Here is a 21,970-nt window from a genome sequence, read left to right as displayed (position 1 = left end):
CACGCAGCATCACGAGCATCACAGGTTCCAAGGTGACAGATCAACCGCCCCAGCGCAGCTTCGTAAGCACCGGCCAGCCCGTCGACGAATTGGCGGTGGCGGAAATCAAGAGCGACATCTTGGCCAAGCTGCGGCTCGCGATCGGCAAGGAAGCAAGCCAGGCGACCCCGCACGATTGGTACGCTGCCGCGGCGCTGACCTTGCGCGACCGCATCGTCCATCGCTGGCTGACCGCTGATAAGGAGAGCTACGACGCCGGCCGCAAGCGGGTCTATTATCTCAGCCTCGAATTCCTGATCGGCCGGCTCTTCACCGACGCGCTCAACAACATGGGCCTGATGAAAGTGTTCGAGACCGCGCTCGGCGATCTCGGTGTCGGCCTGTCCGATCTTCGCAAGTGCGAGCCCGACGCCGCGCTCGGCAATGGCGGCCTGGGGCGGCTCGCTGCATGCTTCATGGAAAGCATGTCGACCCTGCAGATCCCGGCGATCGGCTACGGCATCCGCTACGATTTCGGGCTATTCCGGCAGGTGATCGTCGACGGCTGGCAGCAGGAATATCCGGACGTCTGGCTGTCGTTCGGCAACCCCTGGGAATTCCAGCGGCCGGAGATCGTCTACCATGTCCATTTCGGCGGTGGCGTCGAGCATGTCGACGACAAGGGCCGCGACCGCGCCATCTGGCATCCCGGCGAGACCGTGCAGGCGATGGCCTATGACACGCCGATCGTCGGCTGGCGTGGCCATCACGTGAATGCCTTGCGGCTGTGGTCGGCGCGCTCGCCGGATCCGCTCAAGCTCGACGTCTTCAACACCGGCGACTATCTCGGCGCCTCGGCCGAGGAGGCGCGCGCCGAATCGATCTGCAAGTTCCTGTATCCGAACGACGAGAGCCCTGCCGGGCGCGAGCTGCGGCTGCGGCAGGAATATTTCTTTGTTTCCGCGTCGCTCCAGGACCTGGTCAAGCGGCATCTCGGCTCCGACGGACAGTTGCGGAGTCTGTCGCAGAAGGCCGCGGTGCAGCTCAACGACACCCATCCGTCGCTCGCGGTGGCCGAGCTGATGCGCATCCTGATCGACCTGCACAATTTCCGCTGGGACGAGGCCTGGAAGATCACGGTCGCGACCCTGTCCTACACCAATCACACGCTGCTGCCGGAAGCGCTCGAAACCTGGCCGGTCGAGCTGTTCGAGCGGCTGCTGCCGCGGCATCTCGAGATCATCTACCGCATCAACGCGCAGCATCTGGCGCTGGCGGACGAGCGTGCCCCCGGCGATATCGACTATCGCGCCTCCGTCTCGCTGATCGACGAGAAGAGCGGGCGCCGCGTGCGCATGGGTCAGCTCGCCTTCGTCGGCTCGCATCGCATCAACGGCGTCTCGGCGATGCATTCGGACCTGATGAAGGAGACCGTGTTCCACGATCTCAACCATCTCTATCCCGGCCGCATCACCAACAAGACCAACGGCATCACCTTCCGCCGCTGGCTGATGCTGGCCAATCCAAAGCTGACCGACCTGTTGCGCGAATCCTGCGGCGATGCCGTCGTCGATGATTTCACCTTGCTTTCGAGCCTGGAAAGCTATGTCAGCGACAGTGCCTTCCACCAGAAATTCCGCAGCGTGAAGCACCACAACAAGATCCAGCTGGCGCGACTGATCGGCGAGCGCATGAACATCCGGCTCGACCCGGCCGCCTTGTTCGACGTGCAGATCAAGCGCATCCACGAGTACAAGCGCCAGCTGCTGAACATCCTCGAGGCGATCGCGCTCTATCAGGCGATGAAGGACGAGCCGCAGCGCGACTGGGTGCCACGGGTGAAGATCTTCGCCGGCAAGGCGGCGGCGAGCTACCGCTATGCCAAGCTCGTGATCAAGCTGATCAACGACGTCGCCGACGTCGTCAACAGCGATCCCGCGATCGGGGGCCGGCTCAAGATCGTGTTCCTCGCCGACTACAACGTCAGCCTGGCGGAATCCATCATTCCCGCCGCTGACCTGTCCGAGCAGATCTCGACCGCGGGCATGGAGGCCTCGGGCACCGGCAACATGAAGCTGGCGCTGAACGGCGCCATCACCATCGGCACGCTCGACGGCGCCAATATCGAGATCCGCGACAATGTGGGGGCCGAGAACATCGCGATCTTCGGCATGGAGGCGATGGAAGTGGTGGCGCGGCGGCAGCAGGGGCTAGATGCCTCCGACATCATCAGCCGCTCGCCGCGGCTGGCGCGGGCCATCAACGCCGTCGGGTCCGGTGAATTCTCGCCGGACGATCACGCCCGCTTCGAACCGATCGCGCATGCGCTGCGCCATCTCGACCACTACATGGTCTCAGCCGATTTCGATTCCTACTACGAGGCGCAGCGCGGTATCGACGCGCGCTGGCAGGTGATGCCGGCCTGGACCCGCGCGTCCATCCTCAACGTGGCCCGGATGTCGTGGTTCTCCTCCGACCGCACGATCCGGGAATATGCTGCCGATATCTGGAACGTACCGGTGGGGGCCGCGGCGGCGCTCGAACCGCAGGCCCAACGCGGCGTGACGGGGTAGATCCGCTCGGTGCATGCATGCCGGCGATGACCTTCGAGGTCATTGCGCTTGGCCTGACGACCATCATACGATGCGCGTTGCGAGAAACGCATACGCAGCACAATGATGGATCACCTTTTCGACCAAGCCACCCGTGTCACCGCCGGCGACAGTTGCTGGCAGGGCCGGACCAGCCCGGATTACTGGGCCTTTGTCGGTCCGTTCGGCGGCACGACCGCGGCCACCGTGCTGCGCGCGCTGATCGAACATCCGCAAGCCTCCGGCGATCCGCTGGCGCTGACGGTCAACTATTGCGCGCCGATCGCAGAAGGGCCGTTCGATTTGGATGTCCGGTTGGTCAAGGCCAACCGCTCCTCGCAGCATTGGTGTGTCGAGCTGAGCCAGGCGGGCGGTGATCCCGCCACGCTCGCGACCGCGGTGTTCGCCGAGCGCCGCCCATCCTGGTCGCACCAGCCGGCGCAGATGCCCGAGGCGCCGCCGTTCGATCAGGTGAAGCGCTATCCCGGTGGCGGTGCCTCCTGGGTTGCGCAATATGATTTCCGTTTCCTGGAAGGCCAGCCCGGTTTTGCCGGCAGCGGCAAGACCGAGCCGCAGAGCGCCTATTCGAAGCTCTGGATCTCCGACCGCAAGCCGCGGAAGCTTGATTTTCTGTCGCTGATGGCGATGTCGGATGCGTTCTTCGGCCGCGTCTTCCACGCCCGCGGTGAGCTCGTCCCGTTCGGCACGGTGTCGCTGACGACTTATTTCCACGTCAGTCGCGACGATCTCGCGGCTGAAGACATCACGCATGTGCTGGCGACTGCCGACGCCAGGGTGTTCAACAGAAGCTATCAGGACCAGCACGGCGAATTGTGGTCGCCCTCGGGCCGGCTGCTCGCGACGACAACGCAGATCGCGTATTTCAAGGCGTGAAAGCTGTTCCCAAGGCTTGAGGCCGCAGCGCCTCAACATATCAGGTGTCGTCCCGTCGAACGACGGGATCCATACTCACCGTCGTGAGTTCGGCGAAGGCTGGAGCGCCTGCTTGCCTCAACCGCAGCATCCTGTGGTTATGGGTCCCGGCGTTCGCCGGGACGACAGCTGTGGGTGAGGCGAGACCTCGACCATTTCATGCGCCGGTCGAGACAGAGCAGCAAGCCGCTTCGCGATCGGCCGCGCCCGAAGGGCGTTGCGGTCCTACTCCGCCGCGAGCTTCAGATCCGGAGCGGCGGCGCGGACTTCGGCATCGACCTGGGCTTCGAACTTGGCAAAGTTCTTCTGGAACATGCCGACCAGCGCGCGGGCGGTCTTGTCGAACTCGGCCTTGTCTTTCCAGGTGTTGACGGGATCGAGGATCTCGCTCGGAACGCCCGGCAGCGCAGTCGGCACCGCAAAGCCGAAATATTTGTCGGTGCGGAATTCGACATTGCGCAAGCTGCCGTCGAGCGCCGCGGTCAGCAGCGCGCGCGTCACCTTGATCGGCATCCGGCTGCCGACGCCGTATTTGCCTCCGGTCCAGCCGGTGTTGACCAGCCAGCAATCGACGTTGTGCTCGGCGATCAGCTCGCGCAGCATGTTGCCGTAGACGGAAGGGTCCAGCGGCAGGAACGGCGAGCCGAAGCAGGTCGAGAATTCCGGCTGCGGCTCATTGCCGAGGCCGCGTTCGGTGCCCGCGACCTTGGCCGTGTAGCCCGACAGAAAGTGGTACATCGCCTGGGCCGGCGAGAGCTTGGCGATCGGCGGCAGCACGCCGAAGGCATCGGCCGCCAGCATCACCACGTTCTTCGGATGCGGCGCGCGTCCGGTGCGCGACGCATTCGGGATGGAGTCCAGCGGATAGGCCGAGCGCGTGTTCTCGGTCTTTGATCCGTCGTTGAAGTCGGGAACGCGGCTGTCCTCATCGAGCACCACGTTCTCCAGCACCGCACCGAAGCGGCTGGACGCGGCGAAGATCTGCGGCTCCGCCTCCTGCGACAGCTTGATGCACTTCGCATAGCAGCCGCCTTCGAAGTTGAACACGCCGGCCGGCCCCCAACCATGCTCGTCGTCGCCGATCAGAGTGCGGTTCGGATCGGCCGAGAGCGTGGTTTTGCCGGTGCCGGACAGGCCGAAGAAGATCGCGGTGTCGCCCTTCGGCCCGACATTGGCCGAGCAGTGCATCGGCATCACGCCGCGCTCGGGCAAGTAGTAGTTCAGCGTGGTGAAGACGCTCTTCTTCATCTCGCCGGCATAGTAGGACCCACCGATCAGCACGATCTTGCGGACGAAATCGATCGCGACGACGTTCTCCGAGCGCACGCCGTGGCGTTTCGGATCGGCGCGGAAGCTCGGCATGTCGATGATCGTCAGCTCCGGCACGAAAGTGTCGAGCTCGATCTTCTCAGGGCGGATCAGCAGCGTGCGGATGAACAGCGAGTGCCAGGCAAGCTCGGTGAAGACGCGGGTCTTGATCCGGAAGCTCGGGTCCGCACCGCCATAGAGATCCTGCGCGAACAGGGTCTTGCCTGCGGCGTGTTTGAGGAAATCCTGATACAGCGCCTCGAACTGCTCGGACGTAATCGACTGGTTGCCAGCCCACCACATCTTCTTGTCGGTGGAGGCGTCACGAACCGTGAATTTGTCTTTCGGGCTACGACCGGTGAATTCACCGGTATCCGCGCACAAGGCTCCATCTGCCGACAACACCGCTTCACCGGCGGCGAGCGAATATTGATAGAGCTGTGGCGCGCCGAGATTCCAATGCACCTGCTTCAGATTCTTCAAGCCGAATTTATCGGCCCCGAAGGCGCCGTTGCGAATACCCGTCTCTTGCACGAAAGTCCCCTCCTCAGAGCCCGCGTCAGTTTTGCGCGAAGGATTGAAAGCGCGTGTTGCGCGGTGACCGTTACCGTTACGTATCGCCCGTCAAGCCCGGTCCTGGACCTAATACTGTTCAACGCCCGGCTTGCCAAGATGATCCGCATGAATTGGTTATTGCAGCGCGGATCGCCTTGATGCACCTCAACATGTGATATGTTGCAGGAGTCATAGCGACAAAGCGACGCGAGGCGCAATTCCACGTGCTGCATCGCAATAATCATCATACTAATGGGCTACATCTTCGCCGATTGGATTTGCAACAGCTACCAGGCAAGCCGGAACGCGTACTTGCCGATTGTAAAGGTTGCCGATTGTAAAGGCAGCGCAGATACAGCGCGGCGAAATTGTTGAGCACCGGCACGATCTCGATGCTGTCGAGACCAAGCGTCTGCTTTAACGAGAATACGCCGTGGTAGAGCGGCTCCGCTTGGCCCGCGCCGCCGAGCCAACGTCAAGCTGACGAGACCGTTGAGCGCGAGAGTTCGCGCCTGTTGCAGTCAACTCCACCCCGGCCAATCGCGGCCTGCGCGAGCACCAAGGCCTATCCCGTATTTGCCGGCGCAGGTCAGCGTGATGACCTCCTCCGCTGTGCGCGGCAAGATCGGTCTTCTGCGTGGATGGGATTGCCGACACGTCGATGCCGGCGGCTATCGCCGGCAGCGTGATTGCCAATCGTGTGAGCGCCTACTCGGACTCACAACAAGCACCATTTGCATCGGTCGCGACAGTGATTCACACCGTTCAAGCGCGAGGCTTGGCCCGGGCCTCATCGGCGAGCCGCACCAGCATCTTGCGCAACGCGTCGGGCGAAGTGACCCGTTCCGGAAAATCCAGCCGCAAGGTCTTCCCATCGGCCGCCAGGTCGAGGCCGTCTGGGTCGCATCCGGTGCAGCGCCAGTCGGCCTGCTCGGCCGCGAGCAGCCGGGTAGCATAGAGCCCAAGCGCGTCGCGGTGATCGGCGTTCATGTGATCGATCGCGCCCTGCTCTGCCTCCAGCAGGCCGTCGGCATCGGAAACGTCGGTCAGGAACTGCTCCGCCTTCAGATCGACGATGCGCCCGAATCCAGCCACGAGGTGCAGTCCCGACGGGCGGATCAGAAAGAACGAGAAATCCGCAAAATCGGCATAATTTTCGGCCGAAGGGTGAGCATTCAGATACCGTCTGCGCAAAACCTTGCGCTGCTCCGTCCCTGCCTCCTCCGCCTTTCCCAACAGCATGATCCGAGCGCCTTCCAGCGGATCACCGGGCGCGCGTTCGTCGAGCATCAGCGAGACTCTTGGATCGGCCACCACGTTCTTGGTGTGCACGGCGAGCCTTGAAATCAAGAGGATCGGCGAGCCGTCGACATCGCTCGCAATATTGACCAGCGAGCAATAGGGATCGCCGGAGTCGACCATCAAAGTCGCCAACGCCCCCTGACGACTGCGCCGCAATAGCGATTTGGCAAGGTGCGATGGGTTAAAATTAGAAGTCGGTTGCATGGTTATATCTCGCTCATCCTGTTGCAATGAGGGTCTTTTTTCGGCTAAAGGGGCCTTGTTTGGGGTCGCGACGCATCACTTCGCCATGCGTTTTGCGGAACTCGGTCACACTTCAGCCCAGCTTGCATTGCTCGTTGACCAGGTTCGAAGCCCATTTATGCGGCGCCTAGCTGGATTGCTCGCCGTTTCAGCTAACCAGACTGTGAAAGCAGGCTCATGCCCACAATCGCCTTGGTCGATGACGACCGCAACATCCTGACCTCCGTTTCGATTGCACTCGAGGCCGAAGGTTATCGCATCATGACCTACACCGATGGCGCGTCAGCCCTCGATGGCTTCCGCACCAGCCAGCCCGACCTTGCGATCCTCGACATCAAGATGCCGCGCATGGACGGCATGGAGACGTTGCGTCGGCTGCGGCAGAAATCCGATCTGCCGGTGATCTTCCTGACTTCCAAGGACGAAGAGATCGACGAATTGTTCGGCCTCAAGATGGGGGCCGACGATTTCATCCGCAAACCGTTCTCGCAGCGCCTCCTGGTCGAGCGCGTGAAAGCAGTGTTGCGGCGCTCGCAGCCGAAGGATCCGACGGCGCTGCCGAAGGAGAACGACGCCAAGGCGCTGGATCGCGGCCTGCTGCGGATGGATCCGGAGCGACACACCTGCACCTGGAAGAACGAGCCGGTGACCCTGACGGTGACGGAATTTCTGATCCTGCAGGCGCTGGCCCAGCGTCCGGGCGTCGTGAAGAGCCGCAACGCGCTGATGGACGCGGCCTATGACGACCAGGTCTATGTCGACGACCGTACCATCGACAGCCACATCAAGCGGCTGCGCAAGAAGTTCAAGATGGTCGACGAGGATTTCGAGATGATCGAAACCCTTTACGGCGTCGGCTATCGCTTCAAGGAAACCTGAGGCCGCGGGGAGTCGCAGCGCGCCAATAGCGCGCTGACGGCCTGGCCTCATTGAGGTAGACTGCGTTGGGGTGGACTTGCGTCTGAGGGCACTGCCGGGCGCAGGGACGCCGGAAACGGGGCATCAGCCATTGCTCGATCGAACGCATCCTGACTCGGGCCTGAATACGGATGGCCCATCGGCCGCTGTCGTGATCGACAGCGCCCCTGAGGAGACGCCTGCGATCTCGGGTTGGCAACGGCCGCTGAGCTGGCTGCGGCGCGCCGGCCAGTTCCTGTTCGCGCTGTCGTTCTCCAGCCTCACCCGGCGCATCGTCTCGCTGAACATCGCGGGCCTGTTGGCGCTCGTGGCGAGCATTCTCTACCTCTCGCAATTCCGCGCCGGCCTGATCGATGCCCGCGCGCAGAGCCTGCTGGTGCAGGCCGAGATCATCGCCGGAGCCATCGCGGCGTCTGCCACCGTGCAGACCAACACCATCACCATCGATCCGGAACGGCTGCTCGACCTCAAGCCGGGCGAAAGCTACGGCGCGCCGGACGAATATTCCCCGCTCGACTTTCCGATCAATCCCGAGCGCGTGGCGCCCGTATTGCGCACCCTGATCTCGCCGACCAAGACGCGGGCGCGCATCTACGATCCCAATGGCGGGCTATTGCTCGACAGCCGCAACCTCGAAAACGTGCTGCGCTTCGAGCTGCCGCCGCCCTCCTCCGAAAAGCCGGGCCTGGTCGAGCGCGCGCTGATCTCGGTGCGCACCTGGCTCAATCGCGGCGACCTGCCGCTCTATCGCGAGCACGGACCCGAGAACGGCAACGCCTATGAGGAGGTTGCCGATGCATTGCGCGGCCAGAAGCGCAGCATGGTGCGCGTCAATGTCCGCGGCGAGGTGATCGTCTCGGTTGCCGTTCCCGTGCAGCGCTCGCGCACTATCCATGGCGCCTTGATGCTGTCGACCCAAGGCGACGACATCGACCAGATGGTGACCGCCGAGCGGCTCGCGATTCTGAAAGTGGGCGGCGTCGCGTCCGCGGTCATGATCGTGCTGTCGCTGCTGTTGGCCAGCACGATCGCAGGGCCCGTGCGGCGGCTGGCCGACAGTGCGGAGCGGGTCCGCCGCCGCATCAAGACCCGCATCGAGATCCCGGACTTCACCCGCCGCCGTGACGAGATCGGCCACCTCTCCGGCGCGCTGCGCGACATGACGGATGCGCTCTACAACCGGATCGAGGCGATCGAGATGTTCGCCGCCGACGTCGCGCACGAGCTGAAGAATCCGCTGACCTCGCTGCGTTCCGCGGTCGAGACCTTGCCGCTGGCGCGCAACGACAACAGCCGCGGCCGGCTGCTCGCGGTGATCGAGCACGACGTCAGGCGGCTCGACCGGCTGATCTCCGATATCTCCGATGCGAGCCGGCTCGATGCCGAGCTGCAGCGCCAGGACATGACCCTGGTCGACGTGCGGCGGCTGTTGACCACGCTGACCTCGGTCGCCAATGAGACAAAGCTCGGTCATGACATCGGCGTCGAAGTCCGGTTCGAGGGCCGCGGTGCCAACGACACCTTCTCCGTCCCCGGGCATGATTCGCGGCTCGGCCAGGTCATCTCGAACCTGCTGTCGAACGCGCAGTCCTTCTCCAGCGCTGGCGGCAAGGTTCGCATCACCTGCCGCCGTGTGCGCTCCGAGATCGAGATTGTGGTCGATGACGACGGTCCCGGCATCCGCGAGGACGCGCTACAGCGGATCTTCGAGCGCTTCTATACCGACCGCCCGCATCAGGGCTTTGGCCAGAACTCCGGCCTCGGCCTGTCGATCTCGAAGCAGATCATCGAGGCCCATAGCGGGCGCATCTGGGCCGAGAACCGGCCGGGTCCGGCAGACGACGAGGGCTTGCCCACGGTCTCCGGAGCCCGCTTCACCGTGCGGCTGCCCGCGCCATGACGGCGGCGGGGCCTAGCGTCCACGCCTCAGCCGTCAAGGTCGGAGACCAGGCTGTTCTGATTCGCGGTCCATCCGGATCCGGCAAATCGCGTCTCGCCTTCGACCTCATCCTGGCGGGTCGGGCGGGACAGATTCCTCCCGCGACCCTGGTCGGTGACGACCGTGTTCATCTCGCCACAGCCGGCAAAGAAATATGGGTCAGCCCGGCCCCGGCGCTGGCTGGCCTGATCGAGATTCGCGGTCTCGGGATCCGGAAATGCGACTTTGTGTCCGAGGCCAGGGTCGGACTCGTTGTCGATTTGATGGCGGACGACGCGGCGAGACTCCCGGCGCCGGAATCCCTTCAATGCGAGCTTTACGGTGTTGTGTTACCAAGAATACCGGTCGGAGCTGGATTTTTACCCCTCCCTCTGGTTGCAGCGAATCTCATTACTACTGAAACTTCATGTTCCAGTAATCTTTCGGCCAATTGTGTGAAGGGAATTGGTAACCATATCACCGGCACTATCGCGTCCGACTAGACCGCGCAGTGCCTGCCATTCCGCAACTCAGATTCCGGGAGACTGGTACACATCCCCTCTTGCGTAGGGGCTCTGGATGGTCAAAGTGGCGCGTTCGTGCGGTGCACCCAAGGCGCCCGCGAGGAGTATCCAATGATTGGCCTGGTACTGGTGACCCATGGGCGCCTCGCCGACGAATTCAGAGCGGCGCTCGAACATGTCATGGGTCCTCAAAAACAAATAGAAGCCGTGACGATTGGTGCAGACGACGACTCTGATCTCTGTCGCAGCGACATCATCGAAGCCGTGAACCGTGTCGACACCGGCGACGGCGTCGCCATCCTGACCGACATGTTCGGCGGCACGCCATCGAATCTCGCCATTTCCTGCATGAGCCGGCCCAAGGTCGAAGTGCTCGCAGGCATCAACCTTCCCATGCTGGTCAAGCTTGCCAAGGTCCGCGAGGAGCGCTCGCTGCCCGACGCGATCGCGATGGCCCAGGAAGCCGGCCGCAAATACGTCACGATCGCCAGCCGCGTGCTCGCCGGCAAATGAGTGATGAGGACGCCCCCCAGGACCATGTAGCTGGGCCGGGGGTGCCCGCAGATGCATTGTCCCGGGAGCTCCTGATCACCAACAAGCGCGGCCTGCACGCCCGCGCCTCAGCAAAATTCGTCCAGACCGTCGAGCGCTTTCAGGCTGAAATCTGGGTCACCCGCGGCGGTGAGACGGTTGGCGGACGCTCGATCATGGGCCTCATGATGCTGGCCGCAGCGCCCGGGACCACGATCCTGGTCTCGGCTGCGGGGCCTGAGGCCGAGGCGGCTCTTGCGGCGATTACCGAGCTCGTCAACGACAAGTTCCACGAAGAAGGCGTATGAGCGCCTGACGCCGTCATTCCGGGGCGCGCGAAGCGCGAACCCGGAAGCTCGTAACGAAATGCGCCCTCGCAGATGAGCTCAAGATTCCGGGCTCGCCGCTGGCGCGGCGCCCCGGAATGACGTGCGCTGGACTAGCTCCCCGGCGGCTGGATGAATACCTTCCACTCGATCGCCGGGCCCGGCTGGCCCCGGAAAAAGCGTTGTGTGGTCATCACCAGCTTCTCGGCCTTGGGTGCATTCTGGGCCATCCAGGCCTCGCAGGATGCGATCCGGTTGTCTGTCGTGTCGCACACCCCGACGAAGCCGTCGCGCTTCAGCTCCTCCAGCGAGATCAGGCCTGATCCCCAGGTCTCGTCCGCCGTATAGGGCACCGTGAACGGCCGCGGGTGATCGGGGCTGTAGAACGTCATCGGCGTGTTCATTTCCGAGTAGCCGGCCACCGCCGGCCAGGCCGAACCAAACCGGCCACGCCAGACCTCGGTCAGCTCGCGGGCCAATTGCGACCGCGCGCCATAGCCCGTCGTGCCGTTCGGGTTGGCCTTCATCTCGCGCAAAGCGATCGAGGGCGAGGCGACCAGGGTGATCAGCGAGAGCACGAGCCAGAGCGTCGCCAGTCGCGCCAAGGCGGCCTTTCGGACCCGCAAGCGCGGGATCGCGACCAGCGCCAGCGGCACCAGGAAGAACAGCGAGATGCCCCAATCGGTTTTCATGTAGATCGTGAAAGCGAGCGCACCGAGCGGCGGCCCGATCGCAACGATCGCCTGCACCATCCAGACGTTCAGCGCCTGGCTCAGATTGACACCGGGATTGGGACCCGGCTTCCAGATCCGGAAAGCCCAGCGCGGCGGCCACGCCAGGACCAGCAGCGCGAGCATGATCGGCAGCGCGAGCAGCGCCAGATTGTGCCCGGCATAACCGAGCACCAGCTGCGCGACCCTCCCGCGGTCGGAGAGCGTGTAGACGTCGCCGGCATAGGTCAGCGGCACGAAATCGACATCCCACAGCCAGATGAGATGCGGGATCATCGCGACGAGCAGCGTCGCGATGCCGACCCAGGGGGCGGGCGAAGCCAGGAATCTCAGCCTCTCGGGATGGATCAGCGCTGCCAGCCCGATCGCACCGATCATGGTCAGCACCCAGTATTTCGTCATCAGGGCGGCTGCGCCGGCAAGACCGAGCCAGATGCCCGAAACCACGCTCCGCTTCTCGAACGCGTTGAGATAGGCCAGCATCACGAGCGGCAGCGTGACGAGCTGCAGCAGGTCCGGATTGTATTTGAAGCCCTTGAAATTGAAGATCGGATAGAGCGCGAGCATGACGACGACGAAAAAGGCCCGCCGCCGGTCGACCACCTTGAGGCTGACGAACCAGCAGATGACGAGGCCGACGCTCACCGTGGTCATGGCAAGCGCGTAAGTCGCCCAATCCTTGGCTGGAAAGACCATGAACCAGAGGCCGGCGATCCAGCCCGACAGCGGCGGATGCTTGCCATAGCCGAGCTGGAACTTGGTGCCCCAGGCATAGGCTTCCGCGACATCCATATGGATGTCCTGCGCTGCCTTCAGATTGGTCAGGATCACGGTCCAGAGCACCGCGTGCAGAATTGCAAGCGTCACCACCAACCAGAGGCTGGTTGCGGGATCGCTGGCGCGTGCGGCCACCCAGGCGGACAGCCGCGCGATGGGGGAGCGGCCACGCGCGCGCGCCGTGGCAGGGAGAAAAGACGTGCTCGACATGGCCTTGTCCGTAGCGCGTTTCCGAGACCAGTGAAATCAGCTTGCCGTGAAGAAAGCCCCTGGAAATTCAGCAATATGGTTGCTGCTTTGGGGCCTGAATGCTATTGGCGCGGCCCATGACGACCGTCCCCATTCCCAACATCCGCAACTTCTCCATCGTCGCCCATATCGACCATGGAAAATCGACCTTGGCCGACCGCCTGATCCAGATGACGGGCGGCCTGTCGGATCGCGAAATGGCGGGCAAGGAGCAGGTGCTCGATTCGATGGATATCGAGCGCGAGCGCGGCATCACCATCAAGGCGCAGACGGTGCGCCTGCAATACCGCGCCAAGGACGGCAAGGATTACATCTTCAACCTGATGGACACGCCCGGCCATGTCGACTTCGCCTACGAGGTCTCGCGGTCGCTGGCGGCCTGTGAGGGCTCGCTGCTGGTGGTCGACGCCAGCCAGGGCGTCGAGGCGCAGACCCTCGCCAATGTCTATCAGGCGCTCGACAACAACCACGAGATCGTTCCGGTCCTCAACAAGATCGACCTGCCCGCCGCCGAGCCCGACAAGGTCAAGCAGCAGATCGAGGACGTGATCGGCATCGACGCCTCCGACGCAGTGATGATCTCGGCCAAGACAGGCCTCGGGATCCCTGACGTCCTGGAGGCGATCGTCACCCGGCTGCCGCCGCCGAAGGGCGATCGCGATGCGACCCTGAAGGCCCTGCTGGTCGACAGCTGGTACGACGTCTATCTCGGCGTGGTCGTTTTGGTGCGCATCGTCGACGGCGTGATGAAGAAGGGTCAACGCATCCGCATGATGGGCACATCAGCGGCCTATGATGTTGAGCGCGTCGGCTTTTTCACCCCGAAGATGCAACAGGTCGAGGAGCTCGGCCCCGGCGAGATCGGCTTCATCACCGCCGCCATCAAGGAAGTCGCTGACACCCGAGTCGGCGACACCATCACCGATGACCGCAAGCCGGTCGCGGAGATGCTGCCGGGCTTCAAGCCGGCCGTGCCCGTGGTGTTCTGCGGCCTGTTCCCGGTCGATGCCGACGATTTCGAAACCCTGCGCGCAGCGATGGGCAAGCTCCGCCTCAACGACGCCAGCTTCTCCTTCGAGATGGAGACCTCGGCCGCACTCGGCTTCGGCTTCCGCTGCGGATTCCTGGGGTTGCTGCATCTGGAGATCATCCAGGAACGGCTGAGCCGCGAATTCGATCTCAATCTGATCGCGACGGCACCGAGCGTCATCTACAAGATGAAGCTGACGGATGGCTCGGAGATCGAGATCCACAATCCCGTCGACATGCCCGACGTGGTCAAGATCGCCGAGATAGAGGAGCCCTGGATCGAGGCGACGATCCTGACCCCGGACGAATATCTCGGCAGCGTCTTGAAGCTTTGCCAGGACCGCCGCGGCAATCAGAAGGAGCTCACCTACGTCGGCAGTCGTGCCATGGTCAAATATGACCTGCCGCTCAACGAGGTGGTGTTCGATTTCTACGACCGGCTGAAATCGGTCTCGAAGGGCTACGCCTCGTTCGACTATCACCTGACCGACTACAAACCGGCTGATCTGGTGAAGATGCAGATCCTGGTCAACAACGAGCCGGTCGACGCGCTGTCGATGCTGGTGCACCGGACCCGCGCGGAAGGGCGCGGCCGCGCCATGGTCGAGAAGATGAAGGAGCTGATCCCGCCGCACATGTTCCAGATCCCGATCCAGGCGGCGATCGGCGGCAAGGTGATCGCGCGCGAGACCGTGCGCGCGCTGCGCAAGGACGTCACCGCGAAGTGCTATGGCGGCGACATTACGCGCAAAAGAAAACTTCTTGAGAAGCAGAAGGAAGGCAAGAAGAAGATGCGGCAGTTCGGCAAGGTCGACATCCCGCAGGAAGCCTTCATCGCCGCGCTCAAGGTCGACAGCTGATCGCTTCACGCCGTTGCGGCTCCCCCGGACACGATCTTCCGGACCCTGGCTCCACTTGCGGCAGGCTCGGTTCGGTAGCGCCGGCCGTTTTCCGATCCTTCGCCTGATTCCGCCTCACCCTGCGTTGAACCTCCGTCTGCAAAACGGAGCGGAATGCGGTTGTGGCTGCGCTGGATCTGATGCTGCGCGAGGCAGCCCAACATTACAATTCCGGCCGGTCTGATTCGGCCGACACGCTGTGCGGCGAAATCCTGGAGCTGAGGCCAAACTATCTTCCCGCGCTCCATCTGGCCGCGGTTCTCGCATTGTCCGCGGGACGCATCGCCCAGGGGACGGACCTGCTTGGACGCGTGTTCAGCCTCGATCCAGACCATGTGCCCGCACTGGTGACGCTGGGCGATGCGCTTGCGGTGCAGGGTCAGCGCGATGGCGCGGTGGCGGCGTTCCGACGCGCTGTCATGCTCCGCCCGCTGGATGTTGCGCTTCAAGCCAAACTTGGTGCTGCCCTGGTCGACGCGGCGCGATTCGCCGACGCGGCTGCGACCTATCTAGCTGCGCTCGCGCGCGATCCCGCCCAGGTGCAGATGCGCTTCAACCTTGCCCTCTGTCTTGCTGCTGATGGCCGTCTCGCCGAGGCAGAGCAAGCCTATCGGACCGTGGTTGCGCGCGATCCAGCCCACAAGGCCGCCTGGCTCAGACTCGGCAATCTGCTTGCCGACCGTCACGACATGGATGCAGCGATCGCAATCTACCATGAAGGTCTGAGCGCCAACCCGAATGAGCCGAGCCTCCATGTCGCGATGGCCGCTTGCCTCCATCGTTGCGGCAGGCGGGACGATGCGATCGGCCACTATCGCAAGGTGACCGAGCTCGCGCCGGAGGATGCAGCGACGCTGCGAAAGCTGGGCCTGCTCTTGCACGAGGCGGGCCGCACGAAGGACGCGGTTGATATCTATCGGCGATGCGCCGCCCTCAATTTCACCGACGCGGAGATCCACAACCATCTTTGCGTCTGCCTGACCGAGCTCGGGCAACTCGATGAGGCACGCGCGTCCGCCGAACGCGCGCTGCAGATCAACCCTGGCTACGCCAAGGCGCACAACAATCTCGGCATCGTGCTCAAACGTCAGGACAAGATCGAGGCTGCGATTGCCTTCCATCGGCACGCGATCGCCGCCGATCCTGACGATGCCGACGGCTATGCCAACCTCGCGGTGGCGCTGCATCAGAAGGGCGAGCTCGATGAGGCACTGACAGCTGCCCGTCACGCAGTCTCGCGCGCGCCGGAGCACCCGCTCGTCCACGCCAACCTCGCCGGCCTCCTTCACAGCAGGGGTGACCTCGATGGCGCGCTCGCCGCGTCGCATCATGCCATCGCACTCGCGCCGGAGAACCCGATTCTTCACACCAATCTGGCCGGACTGCTGCACAGCAAGGGAGACATCGACGCGGCGCTCGCGACCTCGCGTCACGCCGTCGCGCTCGGACCGGAGCACCCGCTGGTCCGCTACAATCATTCACATCTGCTGCTGTTGTGCGGCGACCTCCAGAACGGCTTCGCGGACTATCGGTGGCGGAGCAGATGCGCCGAACATTCCGTCGCGGTCACGGGGCCGGAATGGCAGGGCGAGCCATTCGCCGGCCGAACGCTGCTGATCTTCGCGGAACAGGGACTCGGAGACACCCTGCAATTCATCCGCTATCTGCCGATGGTTGCCGCAAAGGGCGGAGCGGTCGTGCTGCAGGTTCAGCCGCCGCTGGTGCCACTGCTCCGCGCGTTGCCAGGCGTCATGGTCGTTGCGCAAGGCGCACCGTTGCCGCCGGTCGATCTTCAGGTGGCGCTGATGGATCTGGCCCACGTGTTCCGCACCACGCTCGACTCCATCCCGGCTGATATCCCGTATCTGAAGGCTGACCCAGACAAGGTGGAGACGTTGCGGCGCGCCGTCGGTGACGTCGCCGGCCTGAAGGTCGGTGTGGTCTGGGCCGGAAGCACCGTGCACAAGAGCGACCGTTACCGTTCGCTTGCCGCACAGGCGCTGCTGCCGCGTCTGGTGATGCCGGGCGTGCAGCTCTACAGTTTGCAGAAGGAGCCGCGCTCTGCGGATCTGCCGGTTCTGGCTACGCTCGGGTCCGCCGTCATCGATCTCGCGCCGGGGCTCAACGACTTTTCCGACACGGCTGCCGCCGTGGCCACGCTCGACCTCGTGATCTCCGTCGATACGTCGCTAGCACATCTGGCGGGCGCCATGGGCCGACTGGCCTGGGTGCTCTTGCCCTATGCGCAGGATTGGCGCTGGCTGCGCGACCGCGAGGATAGCCCCTGGTACCCTAGCCTGCGGCTGTTCCGACAGAAGCGGCCGCTGATCTGGGACGACGTCCTGCCGCGCGTCACCACAGAGCTCCAGCGCCTGGCGACCACGCCAAACGCCGAGAGCTGAATTTCAGTAAGTTTCGAAAGATCGAGAACCATCGATAAAGACTTTTCTGCAATTTTCTCGAAAATGCTTTTTTCACCACCATTTCGGATTGTGTGATGATTCAGCTTCGGTCGATTTCGGCACGTTTGATCCTGGCCATCGCACTCACGGTCGCCTCCGCCTGCGCGGTGCTCGGGACCTTTTCCGTTCTGCAGCAGCGTTCATTGACCAAATTGGCCCTCGAGCAGCAGCTCAAGCTGCAATATGACAGCATCATCGCCGCGATCGACTATGAGGGGCGCGCCGCGCTCGCGGTCTCCTCGACCATTGCAGGGCTTCCGCCGGTTGCCGACGCGATCGCCAAGGGCGACCGTGACGGGCTGCAGGCGCTCTTGGTCGGCGCCCAGAAAGCGCTCAATGACCAGGGCATTCCCCTGATCACTTTCCAGACCCCGCCGGCGCTCGTATTCGCCCGGATCCATGCGCCCAAAACCTTCGGCGACGACATCTCGGGCCGGCGCAAAACGGTGGTCGAAGCCCTCAAGACCGGCAAGCAGATCGTTGGCGTCGAGCCGGGACGCGAAGCGCTGAGCATCTTCGGCATGACGCCGGTCATGCGCGACGGCAAGTACTTCGCCAATGTCGATGTCGGCGCCGCCTTCGGCAAGGAATTCGTCGACCGCGCCAAAGCGCGCTTCGGCATCGATCTCGCCGTGCACTCCTTCGACGGCACTGCCTTCAAACGCTTATCCGCGACGTTCGGCGAGCAGATAATCGCGAGCGCCGAGGAAATGAAGGACGCCATCGGCGGCAAGCCGCTGCACCGCGAGGCCGTGCTGGGCGGTCATCCGGCGGCGCTCTATGTCGGCCCGATCAGGAACTATGCCGGTGAACCGGTCGGCGTGCTCGAGCTGATCAAGGACACGACCGAGTACGAAGCGGCCGCGAGCAGCGCACAACGCGCCCTCCTGCTTGGCACGGTGGTGATCCTGGCACTCGCCGTCGTGATCGCGTTCCTGATTGGCCGCGGGATCTCCCGCCCCCTGATTGCGATCACTGCGGTCATGCACCGGCTGTCGAGCGGCGACACCGGCGTCACGATTCCGGGCGGCGATCGCAAGGACGAACTCGGGACCATGGCGCAGGCGGTCGACGTGTTCCGCCACAACATGATCGAGACGGTGGCGCTGCGCGACGCTCAGGAGGCAGCTCAGCACAAGGCCGAGCAGGAGAAGCAGACCCTGCAGCGGCAGATGGCCGACCGTTTCGAGGCCGAGGTAAAGGGCGTGGTTGCAGCCGTCGCCAAGGCCACCAAGGACATGGAGCGTGTGGCTGGCGAAATCGCGACCAGCATCAGCGGAACGTCCGGCCAGGCTGCGGCCGCCGCAGCGGCATCCGAGGGGGCTTCCGCCAGCGTCTCAACGGTCGCGGCCGCCACGGAAGAACTTGCTTCCTCGGTGACCGAGATCGGCCGCCAGGTCAGCCACTCGTCGCAGGTCGCGGATGCGGCCGTGCTCAAGGCCCGGCAGACCACCGAGATGGTCGGCAGCCTCGCGGCCGCCGCGGAGAAGATCGACGACGTGCTCCGCCTGATCGATGCGATCGCGAGCCAGACCAACCTCCTGGCGCTCAATGCCACGATCGAAGCCGCGCGCGCCGGCGAGGCCGGGCGAGGCTTCGCGGTGGTGGCGGCGGAGGTCAAGGAGCTGGCCGGGCAGACCGCAAAGGCCACCGAAGAGATCGCGGGCCAGGTCAGTTCGATCCAGGCTGCGACCGGCGACTGCGTCAAGGCGATCGAGGGCATCAGCCAGACGATTCGCGAGATCTCTGCCGTCGCAACCACGATCGCGGCCGCGGTCGAGCAGCAGAACTCGGCGACACGCGAGATCGCGCGCAGCGTCCAGCAGGCTGCCGCGGGTACCAGCGAGGTTTCGCAGAACGTGACCGGCGCAAGCCAGGCCGCCGAACAATCGCGCAAGCTGGCAAACACCGTATCGGCTGCCGCCGGAGAGCTCGGCACGCACGCGACCGAGCTGTTCAGAAGCGTCGACAGTTTCGTCGCACGGCTGCGCGAAGCTGCCTGACAGGTCGAGCGGCCAGCACTGCCGGTTCCGGGCGACGGGCGCAAATGGAATGGAGGTGGCGGAGCAGGTTCCCGTAAATTTACGGTAGCCGTTCGTTAATGAATGTTTGGGACCTTCCTACCGCACTAAGGAATGTCCCATGTTCAGACTTCGGTCGATTTCTGCCCGTCTCATTCTCGCGCTTTCTCTCACCGTCGCCATCGCCTGCGCCATCCTCGGGACGTTCTCGGTCCTGCAGCAGCGCGCATTGACGCGGCTCGCCCTGGAGCAGCAGCTCAAGCTGCAATTCGACAGCGTGATCGCCGGCGTCGATTATGAAGCGCGCGCGGCGCTTGCGGTCAGCGCGACCATCGCCGGACTGCCGCCGGTGGCTGACGCCTTCGTCAAGGGTGACCGAGACGCATTGGGGACTTTGCTGGGCGGCGCGATGACATCGCTGAAGGCGCTGGGCATGCCGCTGGTTAATGTGTGGACACCGCCGGCGACCAATTTTTATCGTGTCCACGAGCCGAAAATATTCGGCGACGATACGTCCAAGCGGCGCATCACCGTGGTTCAGGCCAACCAGACCGGCCGGCAGATCGCCGGTGTCGAGCAGAGCCGACTGTCGCTCGGGATCTTCGGCATGACGCCGATCATGCGCGACGGCAAGATCATCGCCACCGCCGATGTCGGCGCCGCCTTCGGCAAGGAATTCGTCGACCGCGCCAAGCAGCGCTTCGGCATCGATCTCGCGGTGTATTGGCGCGACAATGGTCAGTTCAAACGGCTGTCTTCGACCTTCGGCGATGAAGTCGTGACCAGTCAGGATGAATTGAACGCCGTGTTCAACGGCGCTGCTTTGCAGCGAAGCGCGACGCTCGGCGGGCGGCCGGCCGCAGTCTATGTCGGCCAGATCAAGAACTATGTGGGCGAGCCGGTTGCTGTCCTCGAAGTCATCAAGGACACCACCGATTATGAGGCCGCCGCGGCAGGCGCGCAGCGCGAGTTGATCCTGGGAGCGGTGGCAATCCTGGTGGTCGCCGTGCTGATCGCGCTGTTTGTCGCACGCGGCATTTCGCGTCCGCTGGTGTCGATCACCGCCGTCATGCACCGGCTCTCGAGCGGCGATGTCAGCGTGGCTATCCCGGGCGGTGACCGCAAGGACGAGCTCGGCACCATGGCCCAGGCGGTCGATGTGTTCCGTCGCAACATGATCGAGACGCAATCGCTCCGCGAGGCCCAGGAAGCGGCGCAGGTCAAGGCCGAGCAGGAGAAGCAGGCACTGCAGCGCCAAATGGCCGACCGATTCGAGGCCGACGTGAAGGGCGTGGTCGCCGCCGTGGCCAAGGCGACCGGCGAGATGGAGCGCGTGGTTGGCGAGATCACGGCTAGCGTCAACGGGACCTCCCAGCGCGCAGCGGCGGCGGCGGCGGCGTCAGAAGAGGCCTCCAGCGGCGTCTCGACCGTGGCGGCGGCCTCCGAGGAGCTCGCTTCCTCGGTGACCGAGATCGGCCGCCAGGTGGCGCATTCGAGCAATGTCGCCGGCTCTGCCGTCGTCAAAGCCAAGCAGACCACCGAGATGGTCGGCAGCCTGGCCTCGGCCGCGGAGAAGATCGGCGACGTGCTGCGCCTGATCGACGCGATCGCCAGCCAAACCAACCTGCTCGCGCTCAATGCGACGATCGAGGCTGCGCGCGCCGGCGAAGCGGGGCGCGGCTTTGCCGTGGTCGCTGCCGAGGTGAAGGAATTGGCCGGCCAGACCGCCAAGGCCACCGAGGAGATCGCGGGCCAGGTCACCTCGATCCAGGCGGCGACCTCCGATTGCGTCACCGCGATCGGCGGCATCAGCGGCACGATCCAGGAGATCAGCGGCATCGCCGCCGCGATTGCCTCCGCCGTCGAGGAGCAAGGCTCCGCCACCCGCGAGATCGCCCGCAGCGTGCAGCAGGCCGCAGCGGGCACCAACGAGGTCTCGCAGAACGTGACTGGCGCCAGCAATGCCGCCCAGCAATCGCGACAGCTCGCCGAAAGCGTGGCGGTGGCCGCACGCGATCTCGGCCGGCACGCCAATGATCTGTTCAAGAGCGTCGATTCGTTCCTGGAGGGCTTGCGGAAGGCAGCCTGAGGTTTTGGGAATGGCTGATAGTGAAGCCCGCCACGATTTGCCCCTGCTCGCGTCGGCTCGCGAGCCTGGCCGCAGTCACGATCCTGCATTAGTCTGCCACCGCTGACATTCGGAGGCGGCTATGGCGGTAGCAGCTCATCGCACCAGGCGGCCTCGACCGCCCGCGTTTTCGGCTGCACCACCTGCCGTGGCAGCGATCTTCGCGACCTATCCGCCGCCGCTGCGCCGGCGGCTTGAGGCACTGCGGCGATTGATCCTCGATACGGCGAGGACGACGCCCGGCGTCGGTGCGCTTGAAGAAACCCTCAAATGGGGGCAACCGAGCTACCTGACGACCGAGAGCGGCAGCGGCAGCACCATCCGGATCGACCGGATCAAGTCGGAGCCCGACCGCTACGCGCTCTATGTCCACTGCCAGACCGATCTCATCGCGATCTTTCGCGAGCTCTACCCGGAGCTGACCTATGGCGGCAAGCGATGCATCGTGCTCGATGCGTCCGACGATCTGCCGGAGCAGGCGCTGCGGAACTGCATCGCTCTGGCGCTCACCTATCATCACACCAAGCGCAAGGCGCAGCTTTGACT

15 protein-coding genes are annotated in these 21,970 nt (G+C 64.1%); 12 read left to right on the top strand and 3 right to left on the bottom strand.

Features of this window, described 5'->3' with window-relative positions:
• Nucleotides 1-32 precede the first annotated feature (32 nt).
• Both ACQR1W_RS05010 and ACQR1W_RS05005 read left to right on the top strand, forming a co-directional pair.
• Nucleotides 33-2,552 (top strand): glycogen/starch/alpha-glucan phosphorylase, encoded by a 2,520-nt coding sequence (locus tag ACQR1W_RS05010; RefSeq protein ID WP_434849782.1) that lies wholly within the window; start codon nt 33-35, stop codon nt 2,550-2,552.
• 102 nt (nt 2,553-2,654) lie between these two features.
• Entirely contained in the window at nt 2,655-3,464 is an 810-nt protein-coding gene (locus tag ACQR1W_RS05005; RefSeq protein WP_434849781.1) for an acyl-CoA thioesterase, read from the top strand.
• Nucleotides 3,465-3,728: 264 nt separating this feature from the next.
• On the opposite strand, the gene ACQR1W_RS05000 is transcribed toward ACQR1W_RS05005, so the two are convergent.
• Both ACQR1W_RS05000 and ACQR1W_RS04995 read right to left on the bottom strand, forming a co-directional pair.
• The gene (locus ACQR1W_RS05000; protein ID WP_434849780.1) at nt 3,729-5,345 is read right to left on the bottom strand and encodes a phosphoenolpyruvate carboxykinase; all 1,617 of its coding nucleotides are present in this window, start codon (nt 5,343-5,345) and stop codon (nt 3,729-3,731) included.
• A 786-nt stretch (nt 5,346-6,131) separates the two neighbouring features.
• A complete protein-coding gene (locus tag ACQR1W_RS04995) occupies nt 6,132-6,872 on the bottom strand; it encodes a HugZ family protein (protein ID WP_434849779.1) in 741 nt (246 codons plus the stop codon).
• Nucleotides 6,873-7,088: 216 nt separating this feature from the next.
• On the opposite strand from ACQR1W_RS04995, the gene ACQR1W_RS04990 reads away from it, so the two are divergent.
• The 5 genes from ACQR1W_RS04990 (at nt 7,089) to ACQR1W_RS04970 (ending at nt 11,110) form a co-directional block, all read left to right on the top strand.
• Nucleotides 7,089-7,790, top strand: a complete 702-nt coding sequence (locus tag ACQR1W_RS04990; RefSeq protein WP_008966744.1) for a response regulator transcription factor — start codon at nt 7,089-7,091, stop codon at nt 7,788-7,790.
• Nucleotides 7,791-7,920: 130 nt separating this feature from the next.
• Complete coding sequence (locus ACQR1W_RS04985) at nt 7,921-9,729, top strand: sensor histidine kinase (RefSeq protein WP_008966745.1); 1,809 nt, start codon at nt 7,921-7,923, stop codon at nt 9,727-9,729.
• Entirely contained in the window at nt 9,726-10,250 is a 525-nt protein-coding gene (locus ACQR1W_RS04980; protein WP_434849778.1) for an HPr kinase/phosphorylase, read from the top strand. The genes ACQR1W_RS04985 and ACQR1W_RS04980 overlap by 4 nt, the downstream gene beginning before the upstream one ends.
• Before the next feature lie 132 nt (nt 10,251-10,382).
• Entirely contained in the window at nt 10,383-10,784 is a 402-nt protein-coding gene (locus ACQR1W_RS04975) for a PTS sugar transporter subunit IIA (protein ID WP_006611446.1), read from the top strand.
• Nucleotides 10,781-11,110 carry an HPr family phosphocarrier protein gene (locus ACQR1W_RS04970; RefSeq protein ID WP_008966748.1) on the top strand — a complete coding sequence of 110 codons (330 nt, stop codon included), beginning with the start codon at nt 10,781-10,783 and terminating at the stop codon, nt 11,108-11,110. Before ACQR1W_RS04975 ends, ACQR1W_RS04970 begins: the two co-directional genes overlap by 4 nt.
• 131 nt (nt 11,111-11,241) lie before the next feature.
• Here ACQR1W_RS04970 and ACQR1W_RS04965 read toward each other — a convergent pair whose 3' ends face one another.
• A complete protein-coding gene (locus ACQR1W_RS04965) occupies nt 11,242-12,846 on the bottom strand; it encodes a glycosyltransferase family 39 protein (RefSeq protein WP_434849777.1) in 1,605 nt (534 codons plus the stop codon).
• A 116-nt stretch (nt 12,847-12,962) separates the two neighbouring features.
• Here ACQR1W_RS04965 and lepA point away from each other — a divergent pair, with 116 nt between their 5' ends.
• From lepA to ACQR1W_RS04940, 5 genes are all read left to right on the top strand, one after another.
• Nucleotides 12,963-14,774: a translation elongation factor 4 gene (gene lepA / locus ACQR1W_RS04960; protein ID WP_008966750.1), complete on the top strand. Its 1,812-nt coding sequence runs from the start codon at nt 12,963-12,965 to the stop codon at nt 14,772-14,774.
• A 179-nt stretch (nt 14,775-14,953) separates the two neighbouring features.
• Nucleotides 14,954-17,215, top strand: coding sequence for a tetratricopeptide repeat protein (locus ACQR1W_RS04955; protein WP_434850425.1), 2,262 nt, complete (start codon nt 14,954-14,956; stop codon nt 17,213-17,215).
• Between the two features lie 95 nt (nt 17,216-17,310).
• Nucleotides 17,311-19,278, top strand: a complete 1,968-nt coding sequence (locus ACQR1W_RS04950; protein WP_434849776.1) for a methyl-accepting chemotaxis protein — start codon at nt 17,311-17,313, stop codon at nt 19,276-19,278.
• 139 nt (nt 19,279-19,417) lie between these two features.
• Nucleotides 19,418-21,385 (top strand): methyl-accepting chemotaxis protein, encoded by a 1,968-nt coding sequence (locus ACQR1W_RS04945; protein WP_434849775.1) that lies wholly within the window; start codon nt 19,418-19,420, stop codon nt 21,383-21,385.
• 187 nt (nt 21,386-21,572) lie between these two features.
• Complete coding sequence (locus tag ACQR1W_RS04940; protein WP_434849774.1) at nt 21,573-21,968, top strand: DUF1801 domain-containing protein; 396 nt, start codon at nt 21,573-21,575, stop codon at nt 21,966-21,968.
• Nucleotides 21,969-21,970 lie beyond the last annotated feature (2 nt).

The organism is Bradyrhizobium sp. HKCCYLS1011 (assembly GCF_051167795.1).
GTDB lineage: Bacteria > Pseudomonadota > Alphaproteobacteria > Rhizobiales > Xanthobacteraceae > Bradyrhizobium.
This window is presented reverse-complemented; position numbering and strand designations above follow the sequence as displayed.

Coding starts and splice junctions, on each gene's coding strand:
- ACQR1W_RS05005 (WP_434849781.1), top strand. CDS start 2,655: ATGATGGATCACCTTTTCGACCAAGCCACCCGTGTCACCGCCGGCGAC.
- ACQR1W_RS04995 (WP_434849779.1), bottom strand. CDS start 6,872: ATGCAACCGACTTCTAATTTTAACCCATCGCACCTTGCCAAATCGCTA.
- ACQR1W_RS04990 (WP_008966744.1), top strand. CDS start 7,089: ATGCCCACAATCGCCTTGGTCGATGACGACCGCAACATCCTGACCTCC.
- ACQR1W_RS04980 (WP_434849778.1), top strand. CDS start 9,726: ATGACGGCGGCGGGGCCTAGCGTCCACGCCTCAGCCGTCAAGGTCGGA.
- ACQR1W_RS04975 (WP_006611446.1), top strand. CDS start 10,383: ATGATTGGCCTGGTACTGGTGACCCATGGGCGCCTCGCCGACGAATTC.
- ACQR1W_RS04970 (WP_008966748.1), top strand. CDS start 10,781: ATGAGTGATGAGGACGCCCCCCAGGACCATGTAGCTGGGCCGGGGGTG.
- ACQR1W_RS04965 (WP_434849777.1), bottom strand. CDS start 12,846: ATGTCGAGCACGTCTTTTCTCCCTGCCACGGCGCGCGCGCGTGGCCGC.
- lepA (WP_008966750.1), top strand. CDS start 12,963: ATGACGACCGTCCCCATTCCCAACATCCGCAACTTCTCCATCGTCGCC.
- ACQR1W_RS04955 (WP_434850425.1), top strand. CDS start 14,954: ATGCTGCGCGAGGCAGCCCAACATTACAATTCCGGCCGGTCTGATTCG.
- ACQR1W_RS04950 (WP_434849776.1), top strand. CDS start 17,311: ATGATTCAGCTTCGGTCGATTTCGGCACGTTTGATCCTGGCCATCGCA.
- ACQR1W_RS04945 (WP_434849775.1), top strand. CDS start 19,418: ATGTTCAGACTTCGGTCGATTTCTGCCCGTCTCATTCTCGCGCTTTCT.